Genomic DNA, 21024 nt, shown 5'->3' with positions numbered 1-21024 from the left:
TGTGCACTGCGGTGGCCCGGCGTCTCCGCAGGGGGGATAACCCCACCCTGCGGAGCGCGGGTCGGGATACGTGGATCGCTCTGGTTGCCGCCCCACCCCCGTGGGGGCGGCCCGCTCAGAACGCCCCGTACCCCAAGTCCTCGGTGTCCTCGCCCTCTTCCTCGAGCGCCTGCCGCACCACTCTGAGGGCCATGCCCTCGCCGTACCCCTTGCGGGCGAGCATGCCCGCGAGGCGGCGCAGGCGCTTGTCCCGATCGAGGCCTCGCGTGGAGCGGAGCTTGCGGGCGACGAGCTCGCGTGCGGTCGCCTCCTCCTGCTCCGAGTCGAGCTGCCCCACGGCCTCGTCGATCAGCGTGGACTCCACGCCCTTGGTTCGCAGCTCCCGCGCGAGCGCACGGCGGGCCAGGCCCCGGCCGTGGTGCCGGGACTCCACCCAGGCGTCCGCGAAGGCGCTGTCGTTGATCAGTCCGACCTCTTCGAAGCGGGAGAGCACTTCTTCCGCCACGTCATCGGGGATCTCCCGCTTGCGCAACGCGTCGGCGAGCTGCTTGCGCGTGCGCGGCGTACCGGTGAGCAGGCGCAGGCAGATGGCCCGCGCCCGCTCAGCCGGGTCCCCCGTCGGCGGCTCCCCCTTCTCGGCCCTCGACGAGGAAGGGGAACCGCTGTCCTGTTGGCCGTCGAACCCGCCGCGCCGCCGTCGGCGCCCACGGCTCCGGCCGTCTCCGTCCTGGTGGCCGCCGCCCCGGCCTGTGCCGTCCTGATCCACACCGTCCCCGTGGCCCCGCCCGGCGGGGCCGGTGCGGCTTTCGGGGGCGGTGTGGTCCGCCCAGTCGGTTCGTCGTGTCACGGACTAGCTCTTGGCCGCCGCGGCCTTGGACTTGGTCGTCTTGACCGCCGGCGCGGGCACCGTCTTGGCGTCGTCGGCCGGGGCCGCGCCTGCCGCGTCCGGGGCCGGCTCGGCGGCCGGGGCCTCGGGCTTCACGCCCACGCCCAGCTTCTCCTTGATCTTCCTCTCGATCTCGTTGGCGAGGTCGGGGTTGTCCTTCAGGAAGTTGCGGGCGTTCTCCTTGCCCTGGCCGAGCTGGTCGCCCTCGTACGTGTACCAGGCGCCTGCCTTGCGGACGAAGCCGTGCTCGACGCCCATGTCGATCAGGCCGCCCTCGCGGCTGATGCCCTGGCCGTAGAGGATGTCGAACTCGGCCTGCTTGAAGGGCGGCGCGACCTTGTTCTTGACGACCTTGACGCGGGTGCGGTTGCCCACCGCGTCCGTGCCGTCCTTCAGGGTCTCGATGCGGCGGATGTCCATGCGCACCGAGGCGTAGAACTTCAGCGCCCGGCCACCGGTCGTGGTCTCCGGAGAGCCGAACATCACACCGATCTTCTCGCGGAGCTGGTTGATGAAGATCGCGGTGGTCTTCGACTGGTTGAGCGCACTGGTGATCTTTCGGAGCGCCTGGCTCATCAGGCGGGCCTGAAGACCCACGTGCGAGTCGCCCATCTCGCCCTCAATCTCCGCGCGCGGCACCAGGGCGGCGACGGAGTCGATCACGATGAGGTCGAGGGCGCCGGAGCGGACCAGCATGTCGACGATCTCGAGGGCCTGCTCGCCGTTGTCCGGCTGGGACAGGATGAGGTTGTCGATGTCGACGCCGAGCTTCTTCGCGTACTCGGGGTCGAGGGCGTGCTCGGCGTCCACGAAGGCCACCGCGCCGCCCGCCCGCTGGGCATTGGCCACGGCGTGCAGGGTGAGAGTCGTCTTACCGGAGGACTCCGGGCCGTACACCTCCACCACGCGGCCGCGCGGGATGCCGCCGACGCCGAGCGCGACGTCGAGCGCGGTCGACCCGGTGGGGATGACCTCGATGGGCTCATTCGGCCGCTCGCCCATGCGCATCACTGCGCCCTTGCCGAATTGCCGTTCAATCTGTGCGAGCGCGGCGTCGAGCGCCTTCTCGCGGTCGGTTCCTGCCATGGGTTCCACCCGATTTGCTTGAGTCGATCGCTTCACGTCAAAGACGCTAACGCCTGCCACTGACAATCCGCCCCGACGCCCGTCCAGCCTGTGGATAACTCACGGCGATCCCTCGTCGTTCCCTCGCCGAAATCCTCCGGAGCGTGCCGGGGTTCCCCCCGCTGGTTCCCCCGCTCACCTTGCAGAATCACCGCCCGGCCACCCCATGAGAATAGATGTTCGAATTTAGTGTCAAGCGTGGCACGCCGCTCGGGCGCACAGCGGTGCGGCGGCCGAAGCCGGGGCCGAAGCCCGGGCCGCAGCCCCCGCCCGCGACATCCCCCGACCGCTACTGGCGCCCGTCCCGCTTCGGCTCCGCGCTGTCCGACTCCGGCGGCGCCTCCGGCCTGTTCGGCCCCCGCAGGGCGCCCCGCATGCGCGCGAGGAGAGGTGCTCCCACCTGGCGTCGGTGCCCGTGCACCCGGGGGTCGTCCGTGACGTCGTACCTCTTCACGTACGCCCCGAGGAAGGCCTGCAGCGTCGCGACGGCGGGGATGGCGATGAGCGCCCCGACCGCGCCGAGGAGCGCCGTGCCCGCGATGACCGAGCCGAACGCGACCGCGGGGTGGATGTCGACGCTCTTGGCGGTGAGCTTGGGCTGCAGCACGTAGTTCTCGAACTGCTGGTAGACGACTACGAAGATCAGCACCCAGAGCGCGTACCAGGGGTCGACCGTGAAAGCGATCAGCATCGGCAGGGCGCCCGCCAGATAGGTGCCGATGGTGGGGATGAACTGCGACACGAGGCCCACCCACACGGCGAGCACGGGCGCGTAGGGGACGTCCAGCACCTGGAGCAGGATGTAGTGCGCGATGCCGGAGATCAGCGCCATCAGGCCGCGCGAGTAGAGGTAGCCGCCGGTCTTGTCGACCGCGATCTCCCAGGCCCGCAGCACCTCGGCCTGCTTGGCGGGCGGCAGGACCGAGCACAGCGCGCGCCGCAGCCTCGGCCCGTCCGCCGCGAAGTAGAACGAGAACAGCAGGATCGTCAGGAGCTGGAAGAGGCCGCCGAGGACCTGCGCGGAGACGTCCAGGACGCCGCTGGCGCTGTTCTGCACGTACTTCTGGAGCCAGTCGGAGTGGACCAGGCTGTCCTGGACCTCGACGCGGGAGAGGTCCGTGTGGAAGGTCTGGTTGGCCCAGCTGATGACCTTGTCGAGGTAGTCGGGGAAGTCCTCGACCATGTCGACGATCTGGCCCGCGAGCATCGACCCCATCAGCGTGACGAAGCCCGCGCTCGCGATCACGACGCTCAGGAAGACGAGGAAGGTGGCGAAGCCCCTGCGCAGCCCGCGCGCCGCCATCCAGCTGACCGCCGGCTCGACCGCGAGCGCCAGGAAGAACGCGATCAGAACGTTGATCAACAGTCCTGTCAGCTGGTGGAACGCCCAACTGCCCAACTGGAAGCACGCGATGAGCGCGAGGGCGAGGACCATGGCGCGCGGCAGCCAGCGCGGCATGCGGGCGCCGTGCCCTGCCTCGGCCCCGGCGGGGGGCTGTGCGGGCGGCGTCGTGCCGGGCGGAACGGTGTCCTGGGTGACCTGCGCGGTCTCTTCTGTCGGTGCCACGGAGCAAGTCTCACTCACGCCGCGGGCAATCGGCCGCCACCCTCACATCTTGGGACGGCTCCACGCGCGCGTGGCGCCCTCCGGCGGCGGTGAACCGCCCGTGGTCAGCGCTTGTCGGCCGGTACGTCCATCGCCGCGCACACCGCACGCCAGACGTCCTTGGCCTCCCAGCCCGCGTCCAACGCCTCGTTGACCGTACGGCCGCCCAGTTCCGTCATCACGTGATCGCGCGCGAAGGAGTCGGCGTACGCCGCACCGAAGTGAGCCGCCATCCGCTGCCAGAAGACCGTCAACCGCATGCCTCCAGTATCGCGCCCCTGAGAGTGCAGCCGGGCACAGGGGGCTTGCCGGAAACGTTTTCCGCCCTACCGTCGGAGCATGGCCGAAACCGGAGCATCCCCCGACGCAGTGCCCTCCCCCGGCGCGCTCTCCCCGCTGGCCCGCGCCGAGCACTTCGTCTGGCTCACCGCACGCGTCCTCGAGCAGCGACGGTTCGCGTACCACTTCCTCGACGGCGCGGGCGGCGACGCGGCCGCGGACGCGGTCGAGACCGCTCTGACCTCGTACGCCACCGGTGACGGCGGGTACGGCTACGCGCTCGAACCCGATCTGCGCGGCCCCGTCAGTCAGCCGCTGCACACAGGGCACGCACTGCGCGTGCTGGACTCGATCCGCCGCTGCGGCGGGCAGCGGGTGGAGCGCGTGTGCCGGTATCTGACCTCGGTGTCGACTCCGGAGGGCGCCCTTCCCGCGATCCATCCCAGCCAGCGCGGCTACCCCTCGGCGCCGTTCGTGCCGGTCGTGGACAACCCGCCCGGCGAGTTGCTCGCCACCGGCCCCGTGGTGGGCCTGCTCCACCGCAACGAGGTGTGGCACGCCTGGCTCTTCCGGGCCACGGACTTCTGCTGGGCGGCCGTCGAATCGCTGGAGAAGTCACATCCCTACGAGATCCAGGCGGCCGTCGCCTTCCTGGACGGCGTTCCTGACCGTTCACGCGCGCGTGCCGCCGCCGATCGCCTCGGCCGCCTCGTGCGGCAGCAGCGGCTCGCGGCGCTGGACCCCGACGACCTGGACGCCTATCCGGTGGCGCCCGGTTACGCGCCGGGCGAGCACCACTTCCCGCACGACTACGCGAAGGTCCCCGAGTCGCTCGCGCGCGCGTGGTTCACCGACGCGGAGATGGACCGCTCACTCGACTTCCTGGCCCGGGAACAGCAGGCGGACGGCGGCTGGCCCGTGCGCTGGCGGCAGTGGGCACCGGGCACGGCCCTGGAGTCACGCCCGATCGTCACCATCGAGGCACTGCGCACGCTCCGGGCGTACGGGCGGCCCATCACCTGACGGGGACGGCCCTCCCCTCCCGCTCCGCCGACACTCCTTTCCGCTCTCTCCGTACGAACACTGGTCGATTCTTTTCGTACGAACGCTGGTCGATCCGGCTCCGGAGCCCGACACTCGTGCCTGTGCATCCGCCAGAGCCGCACACACCCCCGAACGGTCGCCGCTGGTGAGCGGGGCCTGGCGCACCACGTGGTTGTTGCTGGCCTTCATGGTGGTCAACTTCGCCGACAAGGCAGTCCTCGGGCTCGCGGGGCCGGAGATCCGCGCGGACTTCGACCTCAGCCGACAGGAGTTCGGCGCGGCACAGTCGGCGTTCTTCGCACTCTTCTCCGTAGCGGCCCTCGGGGTCTCCCTGCTGACCCGGCGCGTGCGGACGACCCCGCTGCTCCTGGTACTTGTACTGCTGTGGTCGGCCGCTCAGCTGCCGATGGTGTGGGGCGCCGCGGGATTCGGCACGCTGGTGGCCACGAGGGTGCTCCTGGGCGCGGCCGAGGGCCCTTCAGCACCGGTGGCCATCCACCACGTCCACGGCTGGTTCCCGCAGCGTGAGCGGGCCCTCCCGACCGCGGTCCTGCTGTTCGGCGCGGCGGCCGGAGTGGCCGTGGCCGCGCCCGTGCTGAGTTGGGTGATCACCCACTGGGGCTGGCGCTGGTCGTTCGGAGTGGTGGGGCTCGTCGGTCTCGTCTGGGCCGTGGCCTGGCAGATCTGGGGCACCGAGGGGCCGCTCGCCCCACAGGTCGGGAGGGCTGCGGAGAGCAGCAGGGCCGCGGAGAACAGCAAGGGCGGCGGCGACGCACCCGCGTCGGACAGCGTCCCCTTGCGTGCCGTTCTGCTGTCGGGCACCTTCATGACGGCGGCTTTCGGCGCCTTCGCCGCGTACTGGCTGATGAGCACCCTGCTGACGTGGACACCGGACTACCTGGAGAGCGTCGTCGGCTGGGACCTCGACCAAGCGGGCACGCTGGTGGGTGTCGGGGCCCTCGCCAACGGCGTGGTGCTGCTCGTCCATGGCCTGATCTCACAGCGCTCCGCCCGGCGGGAGCCGACCGGCCGGCGGCTGCCGGTGGGATCGGGCGCCGGACTGCTCATGGTGGTTTCGGGCTGTGCTGTCGCCGTGTTCGGACTGGTCGACTCCATGTGGTGCAAGGTGCCTCTGCTGCTGGGCCCCGTCACCCTGGCCATGGTCACGCTCACGGTGGCCATGACGGCGTGCGCCCGCATCGCCCCGCCCTCCCAGCGGGGCGTCGTCCTGGGCGTACTGACCTTCGTGTACGCGCTCGGCGGCATCCTGTCCCCGCTGGTTCTCGGCGGCGTGGTGGATCGGGCGGCGACGGTGTCCGTGGGCTATGAGCGGGGCTGGCTGCTGACTTCGGGGCTGCTGTTGGCGGCAGGCGCCCTGGCGGCGCTGTTCTGCCGTCCGGAAGCGACCGCGAAACGGCTCGGGGTTTCCGAGGTCCCGTCGGCGCGGGTGCCGCTCGTGCCCTGAACCGACGTGTCACCCGCGGGTGCCGCTCATCCCCTGAACCGACGTGTCACCGCGTCAGCCCATGAGCGCCCGAAGTCCCGCCGTGACGACGACGGCCGTCGCGATGACGACGAGGAACGGCGCGCGCAGCAGCAGCGCCAAGGCCGCTGCGGCGAGCCCTGCCGCCTTGGCGTCCAGGACGAGTGCCTGCCCTTCGGCGAAGGTCTGCTGGGCCGTGAGAGCCGCGAGCAGGGCCACCGGGAGCAGCGCTGCCATCCGTCGGACGAGCGGTCGCTCCAACACGCCCGCGGGTACCAGCAGCCCGGCGAGCTTGACGAGGTAGCAGCTGACGAAGGTCGCTCCGATGGCGATCCAGACGTTCACCGGTCCTCCCTCCGCGCGTGGTGGCGGGCCCGTCGGCCCTCTACGTAGAGGACGATCGGCACGGCGAGAGCAGCAACCAGGACAGGCACGCCCGCGGGCAGTACCGGCAGCAGGCCCAGCCCGAGAATCACGGCGCCGCACGCGGCGGCACGCTCCGTAGAGGTACGCAGCATCGGCGCGAGCAGCGCGAGGAAGACCGCGGGACCGGCCGCGTCGAGCCCCCACGCGTCGGTGTCGCCGATCGCCTCGGCGCCCAGCGCGCCGAGCAGCGTGGTGAGGTTCCAGAGCGCGTAGAGGCTGAGCCCGGTGACGGTGAAGCCGATGCGGGCGCTGCGCCGCGTGGGCTGGGCCAGGGCGACGGCCGCGGTCTCGTCGATGACCCAGTGCGCGGCGAACGGCCGGACCGCGCGGGGCAGGGCGAGCAGCTGCGAGAGGCGCAGCCCGTAGAACGCGTTGCGCACTCCGAGGAAGAAGGCGCCCGCGGCGGCCGTGAACGGGTTCCCGCCGCCGGCGAGCGCCCCCACCAGGGCGAACTGCGACGCACCGGTGAACACGAAAAGACTCAGCGCGCAGGTCTGGAGCAGGGTGAGGCCGCTGCCCGCAGAGGTCACTCCGAAGGCGAAGCCGGAGAGTCCGACGGCGACCCCGACGCCGAGCGCGTCACGGACGACGGCTGCGTCGGGTTTCTCCAGGGGTGTGCCCGGTTCCTCCGGAAGTGCGCCGCTCTCCTCCGGAGGACTGAGCTGTTCTTGTGCGCGTATGCACGTGCTGTCTGATGCGTCTAGGCCCGCCGCGGGCGTCTGTTCTGCCACGCCCCGGACGTTATGAGCGGCCCCACTACCGGGTCTTGTACGTTCTTGCGCTCGCGCTGATACGCCCCTGGGGGCACCCCCACGATCCGGGTGAAGTGCCGGTTGAGGTGCGGCTGGTCGGTGAAGCCCACGGCGACGGCCGCGTCGGCGGGCGCCGTGCCCGCGTCGAGGAGGTGCCGGGCCCGGCGCACCCGCGCGTCGGTGAGCCAGGCGTGCGGCGGCATGCCGTACGTGTCCCGGAACGCGCGCAGCAGGGCGAAGGGGCTGGTGCCGAGGTCGGTGGCGAGCCGCTCCAGACTCGGCGGGTCCGCGAGGCTGTCCTCCAGGACGGCACGCGCGCGTGCCGCCGTCCTCGCACCCGCCGTGCGCACGGTGCGCTGCGGCAGGGGCCCGCCGTTGAGGCGCAGCAGCCGGGTCACCGCCACCCGCAACAGCGTGTCGGCAGCGAGGGCGTTGCCGTCCTCCGCCGCGCGCAGCACGCGGTGCACGAGCGCCACGGAGTACGGATCGTCGAGCACCGGGCGGACGAATCCGGGCGCACCCCGAAGGGTCGTCGTCTCCGCCGCGATGGCGGCGACCACCTCCGGCGCGGGGTAGACCGCCCCGTAGCGCCAGCCGTCGGGCGCGCCGGCCCGGCCCGTGTGCGGGGTGTCGGGGTTGATCAGGGCGAGGGTTCCCGGGCCCGCGTGCCGGTCGGCCCCGCTGTGCCGGAAGACGTCGACGCCCTCGGCGATCCCGGCGATGACGAAGTGCTCGTGGGTGTGCCGCACGAACGTCCTGCGGATGTAGTGCGCCCGCAGGAGGTCGACGCCCGGCAGCTCCGCGTACCGCCAATGCCGCGCCTGCTCCGCCGGACCCGTCTCGGCCCCATGCCGCGCCTGCCCAGCCGAGCCTGCCCCCTCCCCACTCCGGGTCTGCTCCGCCGAACCCGCCCCGCCCCCACCCCGCGCCTGCCCCACCGCACCCGCCATGCACCCATTCTGCGACGGGCACGCAACCTCTTTTCCGCAGGTCGGCGCCGATGTCAGTGGTGGGGTGCACGATGGGGGCATGGTCAGCTCCGCGTCCAGTGCGCCCGGCGCCCCCAGCGCCCTAGCCGGATTCTCCCCCGCGACCCGCGGTTGGTTCACGGGGGCCTTCTCCGCGCCCACCTCCGCGCAGGCCGGGGCGTGGCACGCCATCTCCGAGGGTTCCGACGTGCTGGTCGTCGCGCCCACGGGCTCCGGGAAGACCCTGGCCGCGTTCCTCGCCGCGCTCGACCAGCTGACCTCGACACCGCCGCCCGCCGACCCGAAGAAGCGCTGCCGGGTGCTGTACGTGTCACCGCTGAAGGCCCTCGCGGTCGACGTGGAGCGCAATCTGCGCAGCCCCCTGACCGGCATCCGCCAGGAGTCGGTGCGGCTCGGCCTGCCCGAGCCCGAGGTGCGGGTCGGCATCCGCTCGGGTGACACCCCGCCCGCCGAGCGCCGGGCCCTGTCGACCCGCCCACCGGACATCCTGATCACCACGCCCGAGTCGCTCTTCCTGATGCTCACGTCGGCCGCGCGGGACGCGCTGACCGGCATCGAGACAGTGATCCTCGACGAGGTGCACGCGGTCGCGGGCACCAAGCGCGGCGCCCATCTCGCCCTGTCCCTGGAGCGGCTCGACGAGGTGCTTCCGAAGCCCGCGCGCCGCATCGGCCTGTCAGCGACGGTGCGCCCGGTCGACGAGGTGGCGCGCTATCTGTCCCCCAAGCGCAAGGTCGAGATCGTCCAGCCGCCGTCCGGCAAGGAGTTCGACCTGTCGGTGGTCGTTCCTGTGGAGGATCTGGGGGAGCTGGGCGGGTCCCCGGCCAGTGACTCCAAGGACGGCGCGGGGGCCGAGGCGGAGCGCCCGTCGATCTGGCCGCATGTCGAGGAGCGCATCACCGACCTCGTGCAGGCCCATCGCTCGACGATCGTGTTCGCCAACTCCCGCCGCCTGGCCGAGCGCCTCTGCAACCGGCTCAACGAGATCGCGTACGAGAGAGCGACCGGCGAAGCACTCCCCGAAGACCACTCCCCGGCGGAGCTGATGGCCGAGTCGGGTGCCGCCAAGGGCGCCCCGCCGCTCCTGGCCCGCGCCCACCACGGCTCCGTCTCCAAGGAGCAGCGCGCACAGGTCGAGGAGGACCTGAAGGCGGGCAGGCTGCCGGCCGTCGTCGCCACGTCCAGCCTGGAGCTGGGCATCGACATGGGCGCGGTCGACCTGGTCGTGCAGGTCGAGTCGCCGCCGTCGGTGGCCTCCGGGCTGCAGCGCGTGGGCCGGGCGGGACACCAAGTGGGCGCTGTCTCCACGGGAGTCGTCTTCCCGAAGTACCGCGGAGACCTGGTCCAGGCCGCCGTCGTCACGGAGCGGATGCGCACCGGCTCCATCGAGTCCCTCCGCATCCCGGCCAACCCGCTGGACGTGCTGGCCCAGCAGCTGGTGGCGATGGTCGCGCTCGACACCTGGCAGGTCGACGACCTGCTGGCGGTGGTCCGCCGGGCGGCGTCCTTCGCCTCGCTTCCGGAGTCCGCGTTCACGGCGGTCCTGGACATGCTCGCGGGGCGCTATCCCTCCGACGCGTTCGCCGAACTGCGTCCGCGCGTGGTCTGGGACCGCGTGGCGGGCACGGTCACCGGGCGGCCGGGGGCGCAGCGCCTGGCGGTCACCTCCGGAGGCACCATCCCCGACCGGGGCCTCTTCGGAGTCTTCCTCGCGGGCGCCGACCCCAAGAAGGGCGGCGGCCGGGTCGGAGAGCTCGACGAGGAGATGGTGTACGAGTCCCGGGTGGGCGACGTCTTCACGCTCGGCACGAGCTCTTGGCGCATCGAGGACATCACGCGCGACCGGGTGCTCGTCTCCCCCGCCCCCGGCGTCCCGGGCCGCCTCCCCTTCTGGAAGGGCGACCAGCTGGGCCGCCCGCTGGAGCTGGGCCGCGCTCTGGGCGCGTTCCTCCGAGAAGTCGGCGCGCTCTCCCAGGAGGACGCGCGCGGGCGGCTCCTCGCCACGGGCCTGGACTCCTGGGCCGCGGACAACGTCCTGGCGTACCTCGCGGAGCAGCGCGAGGCCTGCGGGCACATCCCGGACGACCGCACGATCGTCGTCGAGCGGTTCCGCGACGAGCTGGGCGACTGGCGGGTCGTCGTGCACTCCCCCTTCGGAGCCCAGGTGCACGCCCCGTGGGCCCTCGCCCTCGGCGCCCGCCTCACCGAGCGGTACGGCATGGACGCACAGGTCATGCACGCCGACGACGGCATCGTGCTGCGGCTGCCCGACGCCGACCTGATGGGTTTCGACCTGCTCGACCAAGAGCCCACCGCGCCCCCTGTGGAGTACGACGCGGAGAAGGCCCCGGTCAGCGCCGGCGACGTGATCTTCGACAAGGGCGAGGTCAACCAGATCGTCACCGACCAGGTGGGCGGCTCGGCACTGTTCGCCTCGCGCTTCCGCGAATGCGCCGCCCGCGCGCTGCTGCTGCCGCGCCGCAGCCCCGGCAAGCGCACCCCGCTGTGGCAGCAGCGCCAGCGCGCCGCCCAGCTCCTGGAGGTCGCCAGCGAGTACGGCTCGTTCCCCATCGTCCTCGAAGCGGTCAGGGAGTGCCTCCAGGACGTCTTCGACGTACCGGGACTGACGGAGCTGATGGGCGACATCGAGGCCCGCAGCGTCCGCCTCGTCGAGGTGACCACGCCCGAGCCCTCCCCCTTCGCCCGCTCCCTCCTGTTCGGGTACGTCGCCCAGTTCCTGTACGAGGGCGACTCCCCCCTCGCCGAGCGGCGCGCGGCGGCACTCTCCCTGGACTCCCGGCTGCTCGCGGAGCTGCTCGGCCAGGCGGAGCTGCGCGAGCTGCTCGACGCGGACGTCCTGACGGAGCTGGAGCAGGAGCTTCAGTGGCGTACCGAAGACCGCCGCGTCAAGGACCCCGAAGGCGTCGCCGACCTGCTGCGGCTCCTCGGGCCGCTCACCGGGGAGGAGTTGGCCGAGCGCGGCGCCGAGCCGGGCTGGGCCGAGGAGCTCGCGGCCGCCCGCCGCGCGATCCGGGTCCGCATCGCCGGCGCGGACCACTGGGCGGCGATCGAGGACGCGGGCCGGCTGCGCGACGCCCTCGGCACGGCGTTGCCCGTAGGCGTCCCCGAGGCGTTCACCGAGCCCGTCAAGGACCCTCTCGGCGACCTCCTCGCCCGCTTCGCGCGGACGCACGGCCCGTTCACGTCCGCCACCGCCGCCGCCCGCTTCGGCCTGGGAGCGGCGGTCACGGAGGGCGCCCTGCAACGCCTCGCGGCGAACGGCCGCGTGGTGCAGGGGGAGTTCCACCCGGCGGGCATCGGCCAGGAGTGGTGCGACGCCGCGGTACTGCGCCGATTGCGCCGCCGCTCCCTGGCAGCCCTGCGGCACGAGCTGGAGCCGGTGCCGCCGGCCGCGCTCGCCCAGTTCCTGCCCCAGTGGCAGAACCTGAGCGGACACGGCCTGCGCGGCATCGACGGCCTGGCACGCGCCGTCGAACAGCTCCAGGGCGCCACCGTCCCCGCCTCCGCGCTCGAGAAGCTCGTGCTCCCTTCGCGCGTCTCGGGCTACCACCCGGCCATGCTCGACGAGCTGACCGCGGCCGGCGAGGTCATCTGGGCCGGCGCGGGCTCCTTGCCGGGCAAGGACGGCTGGGTCTCCCTCTACCTGGCCGACACCGCGCCCCTGCTCCTGCCTCCCCCACACCCCTTGGAGCTCACCGCCCTGCACCAGTCGGTCCTGGACACCCTCTCCGGGGGATACGGCCTCTTCTTCCGCCAGATCGCCGACCAGGTCCGCGCCACCACCCACCCGGACGCCCTGGATCCACAGCTGGCCGACGCCATCTGGGAGCTGGCCTGGTCGGGCCTCCTCACGAACGACACACTCGGCCCGATGCGCTCCCTCCTCGGCTCCGGCCGCACCGCGGGAGCCACAGCCCACCGCGCCAAGCGCAGCACCCCGCGCGGGCGGTACGGAAGCCTCACCGCGGCCGCCCGCACCGCCTCCCGCAGCGGCCCTCCCACCGTCGCGGGCCGCTGGTCGCTGCTCCCCTCCCGCGAGCCCGACCCGACCCTGCGCGCCCACGCCCTGGCCCGCGCCCTCCTGGACCGGCACGGCGTGGTGACCCGCGGCGCGGTGGCGGCCGAAGGGGTCGAGGGCGGCTTCTCGGCGACGTACCGCGTCCTGTCGGCCTTCGAGGACAGCGGGCAGGCGCGCCGCGGCTATGTCGTCGAGGGCCTTGGCGCAGCACAGTTCGCGATGGACGGCGCGGTGGACCGCCTGCGCGCCACGGCGAACGCCCGGGATCGTACGGACGGTTCACGCCCCTCCGACGCCCAGGCCGCCGTCGTCCTGGCCGCCGCGGACCCTGCCAACGCGTACGGGGCAGCCCTGCCCTGGCCCGAGCCACCGAACGGCGCGAGTCACAAACCCGGCCGCAAGGCGGGCTCCCTCGTCATCCTCGTCGACGGCGAGCTGACGCTCTACATGGAGCGCGGCGGCAAGACACTGCTGGCCTGGCCCGCCACTCCGGAGAACCCGGTCGCCGACGACCCCAGGCTGCACGCCGCCGCCGAAGCGCTGGCCGCGGCCGCCCGAGCGGGTTCCCTCGGCACGGTCACCGTGGAGCGGGTGAACGGCTCCGCCGCCCTGACGTCCCCCTTCGCCCCTCTCCTGGAAGGAGCCGGCTTCCACGCCACCCCACGCGGCCTCCGCCTGCGCGCGTGACGACGCACATCACGAGCGCACCCGCGCGGGCACCCTCACCCGCACCCACGCACGCACCGTCACCCGCACCCAGGCGCGCACCGACACCCGCACCCAGGCGCGCACCGACACCCGCACTCGCGCCCCGGTACCCGAGCCCCGGCACTCGCGCCCCCTCCATGCCACCCTGGACCCATGCCCGAAGGTGACACCATCCACCAGGCGGCCCGGCGCCTGGACTCCGCCCTCGCCGGGCACATCCTCACGCGCTCCGACCTCCGCGTGCCCAAGCTCGCGACGGTCGACCTCACCGGGCGCACCGTCCTGGACGTCACCCCGCGCGGAAAGCACCTCCTCACCCGCATCGAGGGCGGCCTCACCCTGCACTCGCACCTCCGGATGGACGGCTCCTGGCGGCTGTTCGACCCCGGTGAGCGGTGGCGCGGCGGCCCCGGGCACCAGATCCGGGCGATCCTCGGCACCGCCGAGCGCACCGCCGTCGGCTACCGCCTGCCCGTCCTCGAACTGCTCCGCACCACCGACGAGGACAAGGCCGTCGGCCACTTGGGCCCCGACCTCCTCGGCCCCGACTGGGACCCGGAGCGCGCCCTGAGCAACCTCCTGGCCGCACCTGAGCGACCTCTCGGCGAGGCCCTTCTGGACCAGCGCAATCTCGCGGGCATCGGCAACGTCTTCAAGAGCGAGATCTGCTTCATCCTGGGCGTCACCCCGTGGCTCCCGATCGGCGAGCTCCCCGAGGAAAAGGCCGCCCGACTCCCCGCCCTCTCCAAGAAGCTCCTGGAAGCCAATCGCAACCGGCCCTCCCGCACCACCACGGGCCGCGACGTCAACGGCCAGCGCCTCTTCGTGTACGGGCGCGCGCCCCGTCCCTGCATGCGCTGCGGCACCCCGATCCGCGTCGGCGAGCAGGGCGACGGCTCCCGCAGCCGCCCCACCTACTGGTGCCCCACCTGCCAGCGCGGCCCGACCCAGTAGCCTTCCCGACAACCCCGCACCCACACCGCCTAGTTGACGCTCCGTCAGAAATAGCCGTACCGTCCCGTCATGCCCGTCAAGGCGTACGACCTCACCGGACGCACCGCTTTCGTCACCGGCGCCGCCAGCGGCATCGGGCGTGCGACGGCCCTGCTCCTCGCGGAGGCGGGCGCCACCGTCCACTGCGCCGACCGGGACGAGCAGGGCCTCCACGAGACCGCCACCCACATCAAGGCGGCAGGCGGCACCGCACACACCCACCCCTTGGACGTGGCCGACAGAACACAGGTCGAACAGGCCATCACGGCAGCGGCAACGATCTCCACAGCCACACCGGCCGACACAGCCGCCCCCCAGATCCCCCGCCTCGACATCCTCGCCGCCATCGCCGGCGTCATGCACAACAGCACAGTCCTGGAGACCCGCGACGAAGACCTCGACCGCGTCCTGGACATCAACTTCAAGGGCGTCCTGTACGCCTGCCGGGCCGCGGCCCGCGTCATGATCGAGGCAGGATCCGGCGGCAGCATCGTCACCATGGCCTCGGGCGCCGTCGACACCGGCGGCCCCGGCCTCCTCTGCTATGGCGCGTCCAAAGCGGCCGTCGTCCAGCTCACCAAGACCCTGGCCACGGAGGTCGGCCCGCACGGCATCCGCGTCAACGCCGTCGCACCGGGCTGGATCCGCACGCCCATGACGGCCCGGCACGACACTCAGGACCAGAACCACGCACAGGCCCAGCGCCACACCGAGGGACTCATGGAGCGCATGTCACCCCTCGGCCGCGTCGGCGAACCGGACGACATCGCTCACGCCGTGCTGCACCTGGCGTCCGACGCCGCGTCCTTCACGACGGGCCAGATCCTCCGCCCCAACGGCGGCGTCGCCATGCCTTGGTAGCGCCGGCACGCGTCCTCGTGCCCCAGGGCCACCACCGCCCTCCGTCCGACGTCCCGGCGGCTACGGAGGGAACCTGCCGCCTGCCACCATGCCTGGCCGCCGCCACCTCGCCCTCGGCGCGCGCCTTCGGCACACAGTGCACGGGGAGCACGCTCAATCCCCATCCGCCGGCCGCGACCGCCCCCTCCAGCACCCCGGCATCGGGCGCGAAGGCCAGTCTCAGCACGCCCCACCACCACAACGCGCCGAGCGCCAGGACAGACACCCATCGCACGGCCCGCCATGTCACGGTCCTCCCGCTCACGGCTGCCACAGATGCCACCTCCCGCCCAACGCGAGGTCGACGCTAAACGCAGGGGTTCACTCCCCGGGAGGGCGTACTCGCGGCGCCGGAAGCACGAAACCGAGCACGAGACCGGCCCACAGCGCACGAACGGCGGACCGCCCCACAGAAGACGCCTCACCCAGCAAACGCCTCACCCAGCAGACGCCTCGCTCAGCAAACGCCTCACCCACCAGCCGCCTCGCCCACCAGACGCCCTCACACAGCACGCCCCGGCCGATTGCATTCCCGGCCGGGGCGTGCCGAACGCGTCAGCTGTTCTCGGCCTGGAACATCCAGTGGTGCTTCTCCAGATCGGCCGAGATCTGGATGAAGATGTCCTGGGTGACCGGGTCCGCCTCACCGGTCGCGTCGATGCGTTCCCGCATCCGGGTGATGACCGCACCCAGCGCGTCCACGAGCGTCCCGACCGCGTCCACGTCCTTGACCCAGCCCTCGGGGACCTTTCCGATCCCGCTGCTCTGCGACACGGTCGCCGCGCGCCCGTCCGGCGAGACGCCGAGCGTGGAGGCGCGCTCCGCGACGGTGTCGGAGTGCTGCCTGGCCGTGTCGACGACGTCGTCGAGCTGCAGGTGCACGGAGCGGAAGCGCGGGCCGACCACGTTCCAGTGGATCTGCTTGGCCACCAGGGACAGGTCGACGAGGTCCACGAGTGCGCCCTGCAGGGCCTCGGAGACCGTCTTCAGATCTCCCTCGGACAGCGGGCTCTTCACGGCGTACATCTGTCTCCTCCAACTCACGAGCGAATGAGGTAAATCCCCACCAACCATGGCATAAAAGCTGCAAATAGGTCGATTCGGGGCCATCCAGCCCCTCGGGTACCACCTCGGCACAACACGTAAAACACGAAAACCTCTGCTCATACGACGCAGAAGCCCCTACCGGGTACCCGGCAGGGGCTTCCACACACTTCGGAGCTGCTCAGGGCAGCGCCGCGTCACGCGGCGACGACGTCGACCGCCTCCGCGGGTGCCTTGATCGTGACCCGTTCCGGTGGCACTCCGGCCACGGAGACGGAATTGAGCATCGAGCGAACCGGTGCGCGCACCGGCTCGGGGACTGCTGCTGCAGACTCAGCCAGCTCGGCGAGCGACAGTTCGTCGCTCACTTCACGCATGAGCTCGGACATCCGTACGTCAAGCGCGTCGCAGATCGCGGAAAGCAGCTCGGAGGAAGCCTCCTTCTGCCCCCGCTCCACCTCGGAGAGATAGCCGAGCGAGACTCGGGCGGACGAGGAGACTTCGCGCAGAGTACGGCCCTGGCGCTGGCGCTGCCGACGCAGCACGTCACCCAGCAGGCGACGGAGCAGAATCATCGGTGGCTCCCTCCTCGGACCGCGTAGCCGCATCCTTCACGCCCCACCGTACCGCCTTGCGCGGCGGCCGTGCGGGGAGCGATGTCGTGTTCACTCAGGGCTGCAAACATCAATTCCCCCCGTTCTGTTCCGTATCCTGTGCCCGCCCATTCTCGGCACGTTCTCCGGATAGCTGCTCGAGAAGCAACGTGAGCACGCTCCGTACACTCTCCATACGGATTTCCGAACGGTCACCGTTCAACCGCAGGGCGGCAACTTTCCCACGCGGTCCGCCATCGGCGTAACCGCGCATGCTTTCGACTTCTGACTCGGTAACCACGGTTTCCGGCCTCGAAACCGCGATATCCGGCCCCGAAATCGCCACATACACCGTTCCGACCGGCTGTCCGTCCTGCGGGTCGGGCCCGGCGACCCCGGTGGTCGCCAGTCCCCAGTCCGCGCCGAGCACCTCGCGGATACCGTCCGCCATCTGCCGCGCGACCTCGGGATCCACCGCACCGCGCTCGTCCAGCAGAGTGCCGTCGACCCCGAGCACGTCCCGCTTCAGCTCCGTGGCGTAAGCGGTCACGGACCCCCGGAAGACCTTCGAGGCCCCGGGCACCGACGTGATCTCGGCGGCCACCAGGCCCCCGGTCAGCGACTCGGCGACGGCGAGCGTCTCGCCGCGCGCGGCGAGCAGACGCACCAGTGCGCTCGCCGGCAGCTCACCGGCCGACTGCATTGACTGCACCGACTGCACCGACTGCACCGACTGCACCGACAGCTCAGCGCCCGAGACCCCGGGGAACGTCACTTCGCGGCCTCCCGGGCGGACTCAGCGGCCGCCGCACGCGCCTCGGCCATGCCCTGCCTGCGCAGCACGACGGCCTGCTTCACATAGTCGAGCCCGGTCACCACGGTCAGCACCACGGCGACCGCCATCACCCAGAACCGCAGGCTGGCGAGCGGGCCGGTCAGGGCGAGAACGTACATCCCGACGGCGGTGCCCTGCGCCAGCGTCTTCATCTTTCCGCCGCGGCTGGCCGGAATGACCCCGTAACGGATCACCCAGAAACGCAGCAGCGTGATCCCGAGCTCGCGCCCGAGAATCACTCCCGTCACCCACCAGGGCAGGTCGCCGAGCCAGGACAGACAGATCAGCGCGGCGCCCATGATCGCTTTGTCGGCGATGGGGTCGGCGATCTTCCCGAAGTCCGTGACCAGGTTGTACGTGCGCGCCAAGTGGCCGTCGAAGAGGTCGGTGATCATGGCGACGGCGAAGGCGGCCCAGGCGAACGAGCGCCAGGCCGGGTCGTACCCTCCGTTGCCGAGCAGCAGCATCACGAAGCCGGGCACGAGCAGCAGCCGCAGCATGGTCAGCAGGTTCGCGACGTTCCACAGGCTGGCCTGATCGACCGCCGCGGCGCCCAGCTTTCCGCCGCGCACCGGCTTGGCGCTCGAAGCGCCCTGCGCGCCGGAGCCGCCCGCGGATGCCGGGACACCGGTCATCTGCCGGCCTCCTCGAGACACTCAGCCACCAAGTCCACGCCCTCCGTGCCGACGACCTTTGCCACGACCATACGGCCGACCTGCAGCCCGTCATCGGCCGCGGCGCCCGTCAGGCGGATCTGGCCGTCCGTCTCGGGGGCCTGGTGCGCGGCTCTGCCGAGCGGGCCCTCCTCCTCGTCGAGGGACTCGACGAGGACCTCGACGGTCTCGCCGAGCCGCTCGTCGGCACGCTGCGAGGTGAGCTCCTCGGCGAGCCGCGCGATGTGCGCGAGCCGCGCGTCGACGACGTCCTGGTCGAGCTTCTGGTCGTACGTGGCCGCTTCGGTGCCCTCCTCGTCGGAGTACCCGAAGACGCCGATGGCGTCCAGGCGTGCGCCGGTCAGGAACCGCTCCAGCTCCGCGAGGTCCGACTCGCTCTCGCCGGGGAAGCCCACGATGAAGTTGGAGCGCACGCCGGCCTGCGGCGCCTTGCTCCTGATGGTGTCCAGGAGCTCCAGGAAGCGGTCGGTGTCCCCGAAGCGGCGCATGGCGCGCAGCACGCCGGGCGCGGAGTGCTGGAAGGACAGGTCGAAGTACGGGGCGACCTTCTCCGTCGACGTGAGGACGTCGATGAGGCCGGGCCGCATCTCGGCGGGCTGCAGGTAACTGACGCGCACCCGCTCGATGCCGTCGACGGCGGCCAGCTCGGGCAGGAGCGTCTCCAGGAGCCGGATGTCGCCGAGGTCCTTGCCGTACGAGGTGTTGTTCTCGGAGACGAGCATGACCTCCTTGACGCCCTGCTCGGCGAGCCAGCGGGTCTCACCGAGGACGTCGGAGGGGCGGCGCGAGATGAAGGAGCCGCGGAAGGAAGGAATGGCGCAGAACGAGCAGCGCCGGTCGCAGCCGGAGGCCAGCTTCACCGAGGCGACGGGGCTGCTGCCGAGGCGGCGGCGCAGCGGGGCGCGCGGTCCCGACGCGGGCGCGACGCCCTCGGGCAGGTCCTGCGGCGCCTCCGCGGGGGCGTGCCCGGGCAGGGCGACCCCGGCTCCGGCGGCCTGTCGCTCGGCGGGGCTGATCGGCAGCAGCTTGCGCCGGTCACGCGGGGTGTGGGCCTCGACACTGCCACCGCTGAGGATGGTGTTCAGGCGGTTGGAGATGTCGGAGTAGTCGTCGAAGCCGAGCACGCCGTCGGCCTCGGGCAGCGCGTCGGCGAGCTCCTTGCCGTACCGCTCGGCCATGCAGCCGACCGCGACGACGGCCTGGGTCTTGCCGTGGCCCTTCAGGTCATTGGCTTCGAGGAGGGCGTCGACGGAGTCCTTCTTGGCGGCTTCGACGAAGCCGCAGGTGTTGACGACGGCGACATCCGCGTCCTCGGCGTCCTCGACGAGCTGCCAGCCATCCGCCTCCAAGCGGCCTGCGAGCTCCTCCGAGTCCACCTCGTTACGGGCGCAGCCAAGAGTGACAAGGGCGACGGTGCGGCGTTCAGGCATGGTCTCAAGACTACTTCGTCCGCGCCTCGGCACCGGCCGCGAGGGTTACCGGCCGGTCCGCCACCGGCCGCCGGTACGTCACCCGCCCGTCACCGTGTCTCGTGGAGCTCTGCTGGTCGGCGGCTTGTCAGCACCCTTCAGGGGGCCGGTCAGCCTGCTTGGGGGTCGCCCTTCGTGTAGCTGAGGCGCTCCACCGTGCCGGGCTCGAATTCGTTCTCGACCGGCTTTCCGTTCACGTACAGGTTGATCGCGCCCGCGTCGCCGAGGACGAGGTCGATCTTCTGCTTGTCCTGGAACGTCTTGTCCTGGCCCTGCTCCAGGACGCCGTCGAAGAGGGTGCGCCCGCTGTGGTCCTTGGCCGAGATCCAGCTGCGGCCGTCCGCGGCGTCGACCTTGACGGTGACCTTGTCGCGCGGGACACCGGCGATGGCGCTGTCCGACGGGTCGGGCTTGGGGTCGGCGGGCTTGGCGGGCTTGCTGGGCTTCGGCTTCTCCGCGGGCTTGGTGCTCGCGGGGGCGGAGCCCTCGGCCACCGCCTTCGAACCGTCGTCGCCGTCGTCGCCGCTGAACGCGGTGAAGCCGACGAAGCCGATCACCGCGACGATCGCGGCGACCATGGCGGCGGTCCAGTTCGGCCTGCGCGGCTCGGAGCGGATGCGCTCGGCCTCGAAGAGGGGCGCCGCCGGCGTGGGCGCGGGCGGACGGCCGCCGTGGCCCTCGTCGTACTGCGCGATCAGCGGGGCCGGATCGAGTCCGACGGCGCGCGCCAGCGTCCTGATGTGGCCGCGGGCGTACACGTCGCCGCCGCACCGGGAGAAGTCGTCCTGTTCGATCGCGTGCACGATCGGGATGCGCACGCGCGTGGAGGAGCTGACTTCGTCGACGGTCTGGCCGGAGGCGACACGGGCCTGCTGCAGGACACGGCCGATCGAGGGGCGCTCGGCCGCCTGCTGTTCGCCGGTCCGGGTCTCGTCTGCCGGGATGTTCTCCGCGGCATGGTCAGGGCCGTCCGCGACGTGGTCGGGGCGGTCGAGGCGGTCGTCCGAAGGTCGGTCGTCTTCAGGGGAGTTACCGATGGACACGGGGGCGCCTTTCGAGCGTGTAGCCACCTGCCGGAGGTTCAGTTTAGGCGGGTCTTGAAAGGGTGGGGCAACCGGACGGACGGACTTTGTACGCCATCAGAATGGCCGGACATCCTGATGGTGGGACATCGTGCTC

19 protein-coding genes are annotated in these 21024 nt (G+C 71.8%); 5 read left to right on the top strand and 14 right to left on the bottom strand.

Annotated elements, in window-relative coordinates; genetic code table 11:
* Positions 1 to 115: 115 nt before the first annotated feature.
* The 4 genes from recX to ACH4D5_RS21800 all read right to left on the bottom strand — a co-directional run bounded on the left by recX (position 116) and on the right by ACH4D5_RS21800 (position 3877).
* Positions 116 to 847, bottom strand: coding sequence for a recombination regulator RecX (recX, locus tag ACH4D5_RS21815; protein WP_398304958.1), 732 nt, complete (start codon positions 845 to 847; stop codon positions 116 to 118).
* Positions 848 to 850: 3 nt separating this feature from the next.
* The gene (gene recA, locus ACH4D5_RS21810) at positions 851 to 1972 is read right to left on the bottom strand and encodes a recombinase RecA (protein ID WP_398304955.1); all 1122 of its coding nucleotides are present in this window, start codon (positions 1970 to 1972) and stop codon (positions 851 to 853) included.
* 328 nt (positions 1973 to 2300) lie between these two features.
* A complete protein-coding gene (locus tag ACH4D5_RS21805) occupies positions 2301 to 3578 on the bottom strand; it encodes an AI-2E family transporter (protein ID WP_398304952.1) in 1278 nt (425 codons plus the stop codon).
* A 104-nt stretch (positions 3579 to 3682) separates the two neighbouring features.
* Entirely contained in the window at positions 3683 to 3877 is a 195-nt protein-coding gene (locus tag ACH4D5_RS21800) for a DUF3046 domain-containing protein (protein ID WP_362992571.1), read from the bottom strand.
* Between the two features lie 79 nt (positions 3878 to 3956).
* Between ACH4D5_RS21800 and ACH4D5_RS21795 the strand changes: the two genes are divergently transcribed.
* Both ACH4D5_RS21795 and ACH4D5_RS21790 read left to right on the top strand, forming a co-directional pair.
* Positions 3957 to 4919, top strand: coding sequence for a hypothetical protein (locus tag ACH4D5_RS21795; RefSeq protein ID WP_398304949.1), 963 nt, complete (start codon positions 3957 to 3959; stop codon positions 4917 to 4919).
* A gap of 166 nt (positions 4920 to 5085) precedes the next feature.
* Complete coding sequence (locus tag ACH4D5_RS21790) at positions 5086 to 6405, top strand: MFS transporter (protein WP_398304946.1); 1320 nt, start codon at positions 5086 to 5088, stop codon at positions 6403 to 6405.
* Positions 6406 to 6459: 54 nt separating this feature from the next.
* Here ACH4D5_RS21790 and ACH4D5_RS21785 read toward each other — a convergent pair whose 3' ends face one another.
* The 3 genes from ACH4D5_RS21785 to ACH4D5_RS21775 all read right to left on the bottom strand — a co-directional run bounded on the left by ACH4D5_RS21785 (position 6460) and on the right by ACH4D5_RS21775 (position 8551).
* Complete coding sequence (locus ACH4D5_RS21785; RefSeq protein WP_398304943.1) at positions 6460 to 6768, bottom strand: AzlD domain-containing protein; 309 nt, start codon at positions 6766 to 6768, stop codon at positions 6460 to 6462.
* Entirely contained in the window at positions 6765 to 7460 is a 696-nt protein-coding gene (locus ACH4D5_RS21780; protein WP_398306007.1) for an AzlC family ABC transporter permease, read from the bottom strand. The genes ACH4D5_RS21785 and ACH4D5_RS21780 overlap by 4 nt, the downstream gene beginning before the upstream one ends.
* Before the next feature lie 89 nt (positions 7461 to 7549).
* Entirely contained in the window at positions 7550 to 8551 is a 1002-nt protein-coding gene (locus tag ACH4D5_RS21775) for an AraC family transcriptional regulator (RefSeq protein ID WP_398304940.1), read from the bottom strand.
* Between the two features lie 79 nt (positions 8552 to 8630).
* Here ACH4D5_RS21775 and ACH4D5_RS21770 point away from each other — a divergent pair, with 79 nt between their 5' ends.
* The 3 genes from ACH4D5_RS21770 (at position 8631) to ACH4D5_RS21760 (ending at position 15191) form a co-directional block, all read left to right on the top strand.
* A complete protein-coding gene (locus ACH4D5_RS21770) occupies positions 8631 to 13316 on the top strand; it encodes an ATP-dependent helicase (protein WP_398304937.1) in 4686 nt (1561 codons plus the stop codon).
* Between the two features lie 174 nt (positions 13317 to 13490).
* A complete protein-coding gene (locus ACH4D5_RS21765) occupies positions 13491 to 14291 on the top strand; it encodes a DNA-formamidopyrimidine glycosylase family protein (RefSeq protein ID WP_398304934.1) in 801 nt (266 codons plus the stop codon).
* Positions 14292 to 14360: 69 nt separating this feature from the next.
* Positions 14361 to 15191 carry an SDR family NAD(P)-dependent oxidoreductase gene (locus ACH4D5_RS21760; protein WP_398304931.1) on the top strand — a complete coding sequence of 277 codons (831 nt, stop codon included), beginning with the start codon at positions 14361 to 14363 and terminating at the stop codon, positions 15189 to 15191.
* On the opposite strand, the gene ACH4D5_RS21755 is transcribed toward ACH4D5_RS21760, so the two are convergent.
* The 7 genes from ACH4D5_RS21755 to ACH4D5_RS21725 form a co-directional block, all read right to left on the bottom strand.
* Complete coding sequence (locus ACH4D5_RS21755; protein ID WP_398306005.1) at positions 15139 to 15480, bottom strand: hypothetical protein; 342 nt, start codon at positions 15478 to 15480, stop codon at positions 15139 to 15141. The genes ACH4D5_RS21760 and ACH4D5_RS21755 overlap by 53 nt on opposite strands.
* A gap of 305 nt (positions 15481 to 15785) precedes the next feature.
* A complete protein-coding gene (locus tag ACH4D5_RS21750; RefSeq protein WP_398304928.1) occupies positions 15786 to 16256 on the bottom strand; it encodes a Dps family protein in 471 nt (156 codons plus the stop codon).
* 215 nt (positions 16257 to 16471) lie between these two features.
* Complete coding sequence (locus ACH4D5_RS21745) at positions 16472 to 16849, bottom strand: helix-turn-helix transcriptional regulator (protein ID WP_361166030.1); 378 nt, start codon at positions 16847 to 16849, stop codon at positions 16472 to 16474.
* Between the two features lie 109 nt (positions 16850 to 16958).
* Complete coding sequence (locus tag ACH4D5_RS21740; RefSeq protein ID WP_398306002.1) at positions 16959 to 17570, bottom strand: CinA family protein; 612 nt, start codon at positions 17568 to 17570, stop codon at positions 16959 to 16961.
* A 68-nt stretch (positions 17571 to 17638) separates the two neighbouring features.
* Positions 17639 to 18337 (bottom strand): CDP-diacylglycerol--glycerol-3-phosphate 3-phosphatidyltransferase, encoded by a 699-nt coding sequence (gene pgsA / locus ACH4D5_RS21735; RefSeq protein ID WP_398304925.1) that lies wholly within the window; start codon positions 18335 to 18337, stop codon positions 17639 to 17641.
* Complete coding sequence (rimO, locus tag ACH4D5_RS21730; RefSeq protein WP_398304922.1) at positions 18334 to 19806, bottom strand: 30S ribosomal protein S12 methylthiotransferase RimO; 1473 nt, start codon at positions 19804 to 19806, stop codon at positions 18334 to 18336. Before rimO ends, pgsA begins: the two co-directional genes overlap by 4 nt.
* Positions 19807 to 19955: 149 nt before the next feature.
* Positions 19956 to 20888 carry a helix-turn-helix domain-containing protein gene (locus ACH4D5_RS21725; protein WP_398304920.1) on the bottom strand — a complete coding sequence of 311 codons (933 nt, stop codon included), beginning with the start codon at positions 20886 to 20888 and terminating at the stop codon, positions 19956 to 19958.
* Positions 20889 to 21024 lie beyond the last annotated feature (136 nt).

Origin of the sequence: Streptomyces sp. NPDC018029 (assembly GCF_044327655.1) — a bacterium.
Classification (GTDB): domain Bacteria; phylum Actinomycetota; class Actinomycetes; order Streptomycetales; family Streptomycetaceae; genus Streptomyces.
Note: the sequence above shows the minus strand (reverse complement) of the source record. Positions and strands in the feature narration are given on the sequence as shown.

Coding starts and splice junctions, on each gene's coding strand:
- ACH4D5_RS21770 (WP_398304937.1), top strand. CDS start 8,631: ATGGTCAGCTCCGCGTCCAGTGCGCCCGGCGCCCCCAGCGCCCTAGCC.
- ACH4D5_RS21765 (WP_398304934.1), top strand. CDS start 13,491: ATGCCCGAAGGTGACACCATCCACCAGGCGGCCCGGCGCCTGGACTCC.
- recA (WP_398304955.1), bottom strand. CDS start 1,972: ATGGCAGGAACCGACCGCGAGAAGGCGCTCGACGCCGCGCTCGCACAG.
- ACH4D5_RS21795 (WP_398304949.1), top strand. CDS start 3,957: ATGGCCGAAACCGGAGCATCCCCCGACGCAGTGCCCTCCCCCGGCGCG.
- ACH4D5_RS21775 (WP_398304940.1), bottom strand. CDS start 8,551: ATGGCGGGTGCGGTGGGGCAGGCGCGGGGTGGGGGCGGGGCGGGTTCG.
- ACH4D5_RS21760 (WP_398304931.1), top strand. CDS start 14,361: ATGCCCGTCAAGGCGTACGACCTCACCGGACGCACCGCTTTCGTCACC.
- ACH4D5_RS21750 (WP_398304928.1), bottom strand. CDS start 16,256: ATGTACGCCGTGAAGAGCCCGCTGTCCGAGGGAGATCTGAAGACGGTC.
- rimO (WP_398304922.1), bottom strand. CDS start 19,806: ATGCCTGAACGCCGCACCGTCGCCCTTGTCACTCTTGGCTGCGCCCGT.
- ACH4D5_RS21745 (WP_361166030.1), bottom strand. CDS start 16,849: ATGATTCTGCTCCGTCGCCTGCTGGGTGACGTGCTGCGTCGGCAGCGC.
- ACH4D5_RS21800 (WP_362992571.1), bottom strand. CDS start 3,877: ATGCGGTTGACGGTCTTCTGGCAGCGGATGGCGGCTCACTTCGGTGCG.
- ACH4D5_RS21740 (WP_398306002.1), bottom strand. CDS start 17,570: ATGCAGTCGGCCGGTGAGCTGCCGGCGAGCGCACTGGTGCGTCTGCTC.
- pgsA (WP_398304925.1), bottom strand. CDS start 18,337: ATGACCGGTGTCCCGGCATCCGCGGGCGGCTCCGGCGCGCAGGGCGCT.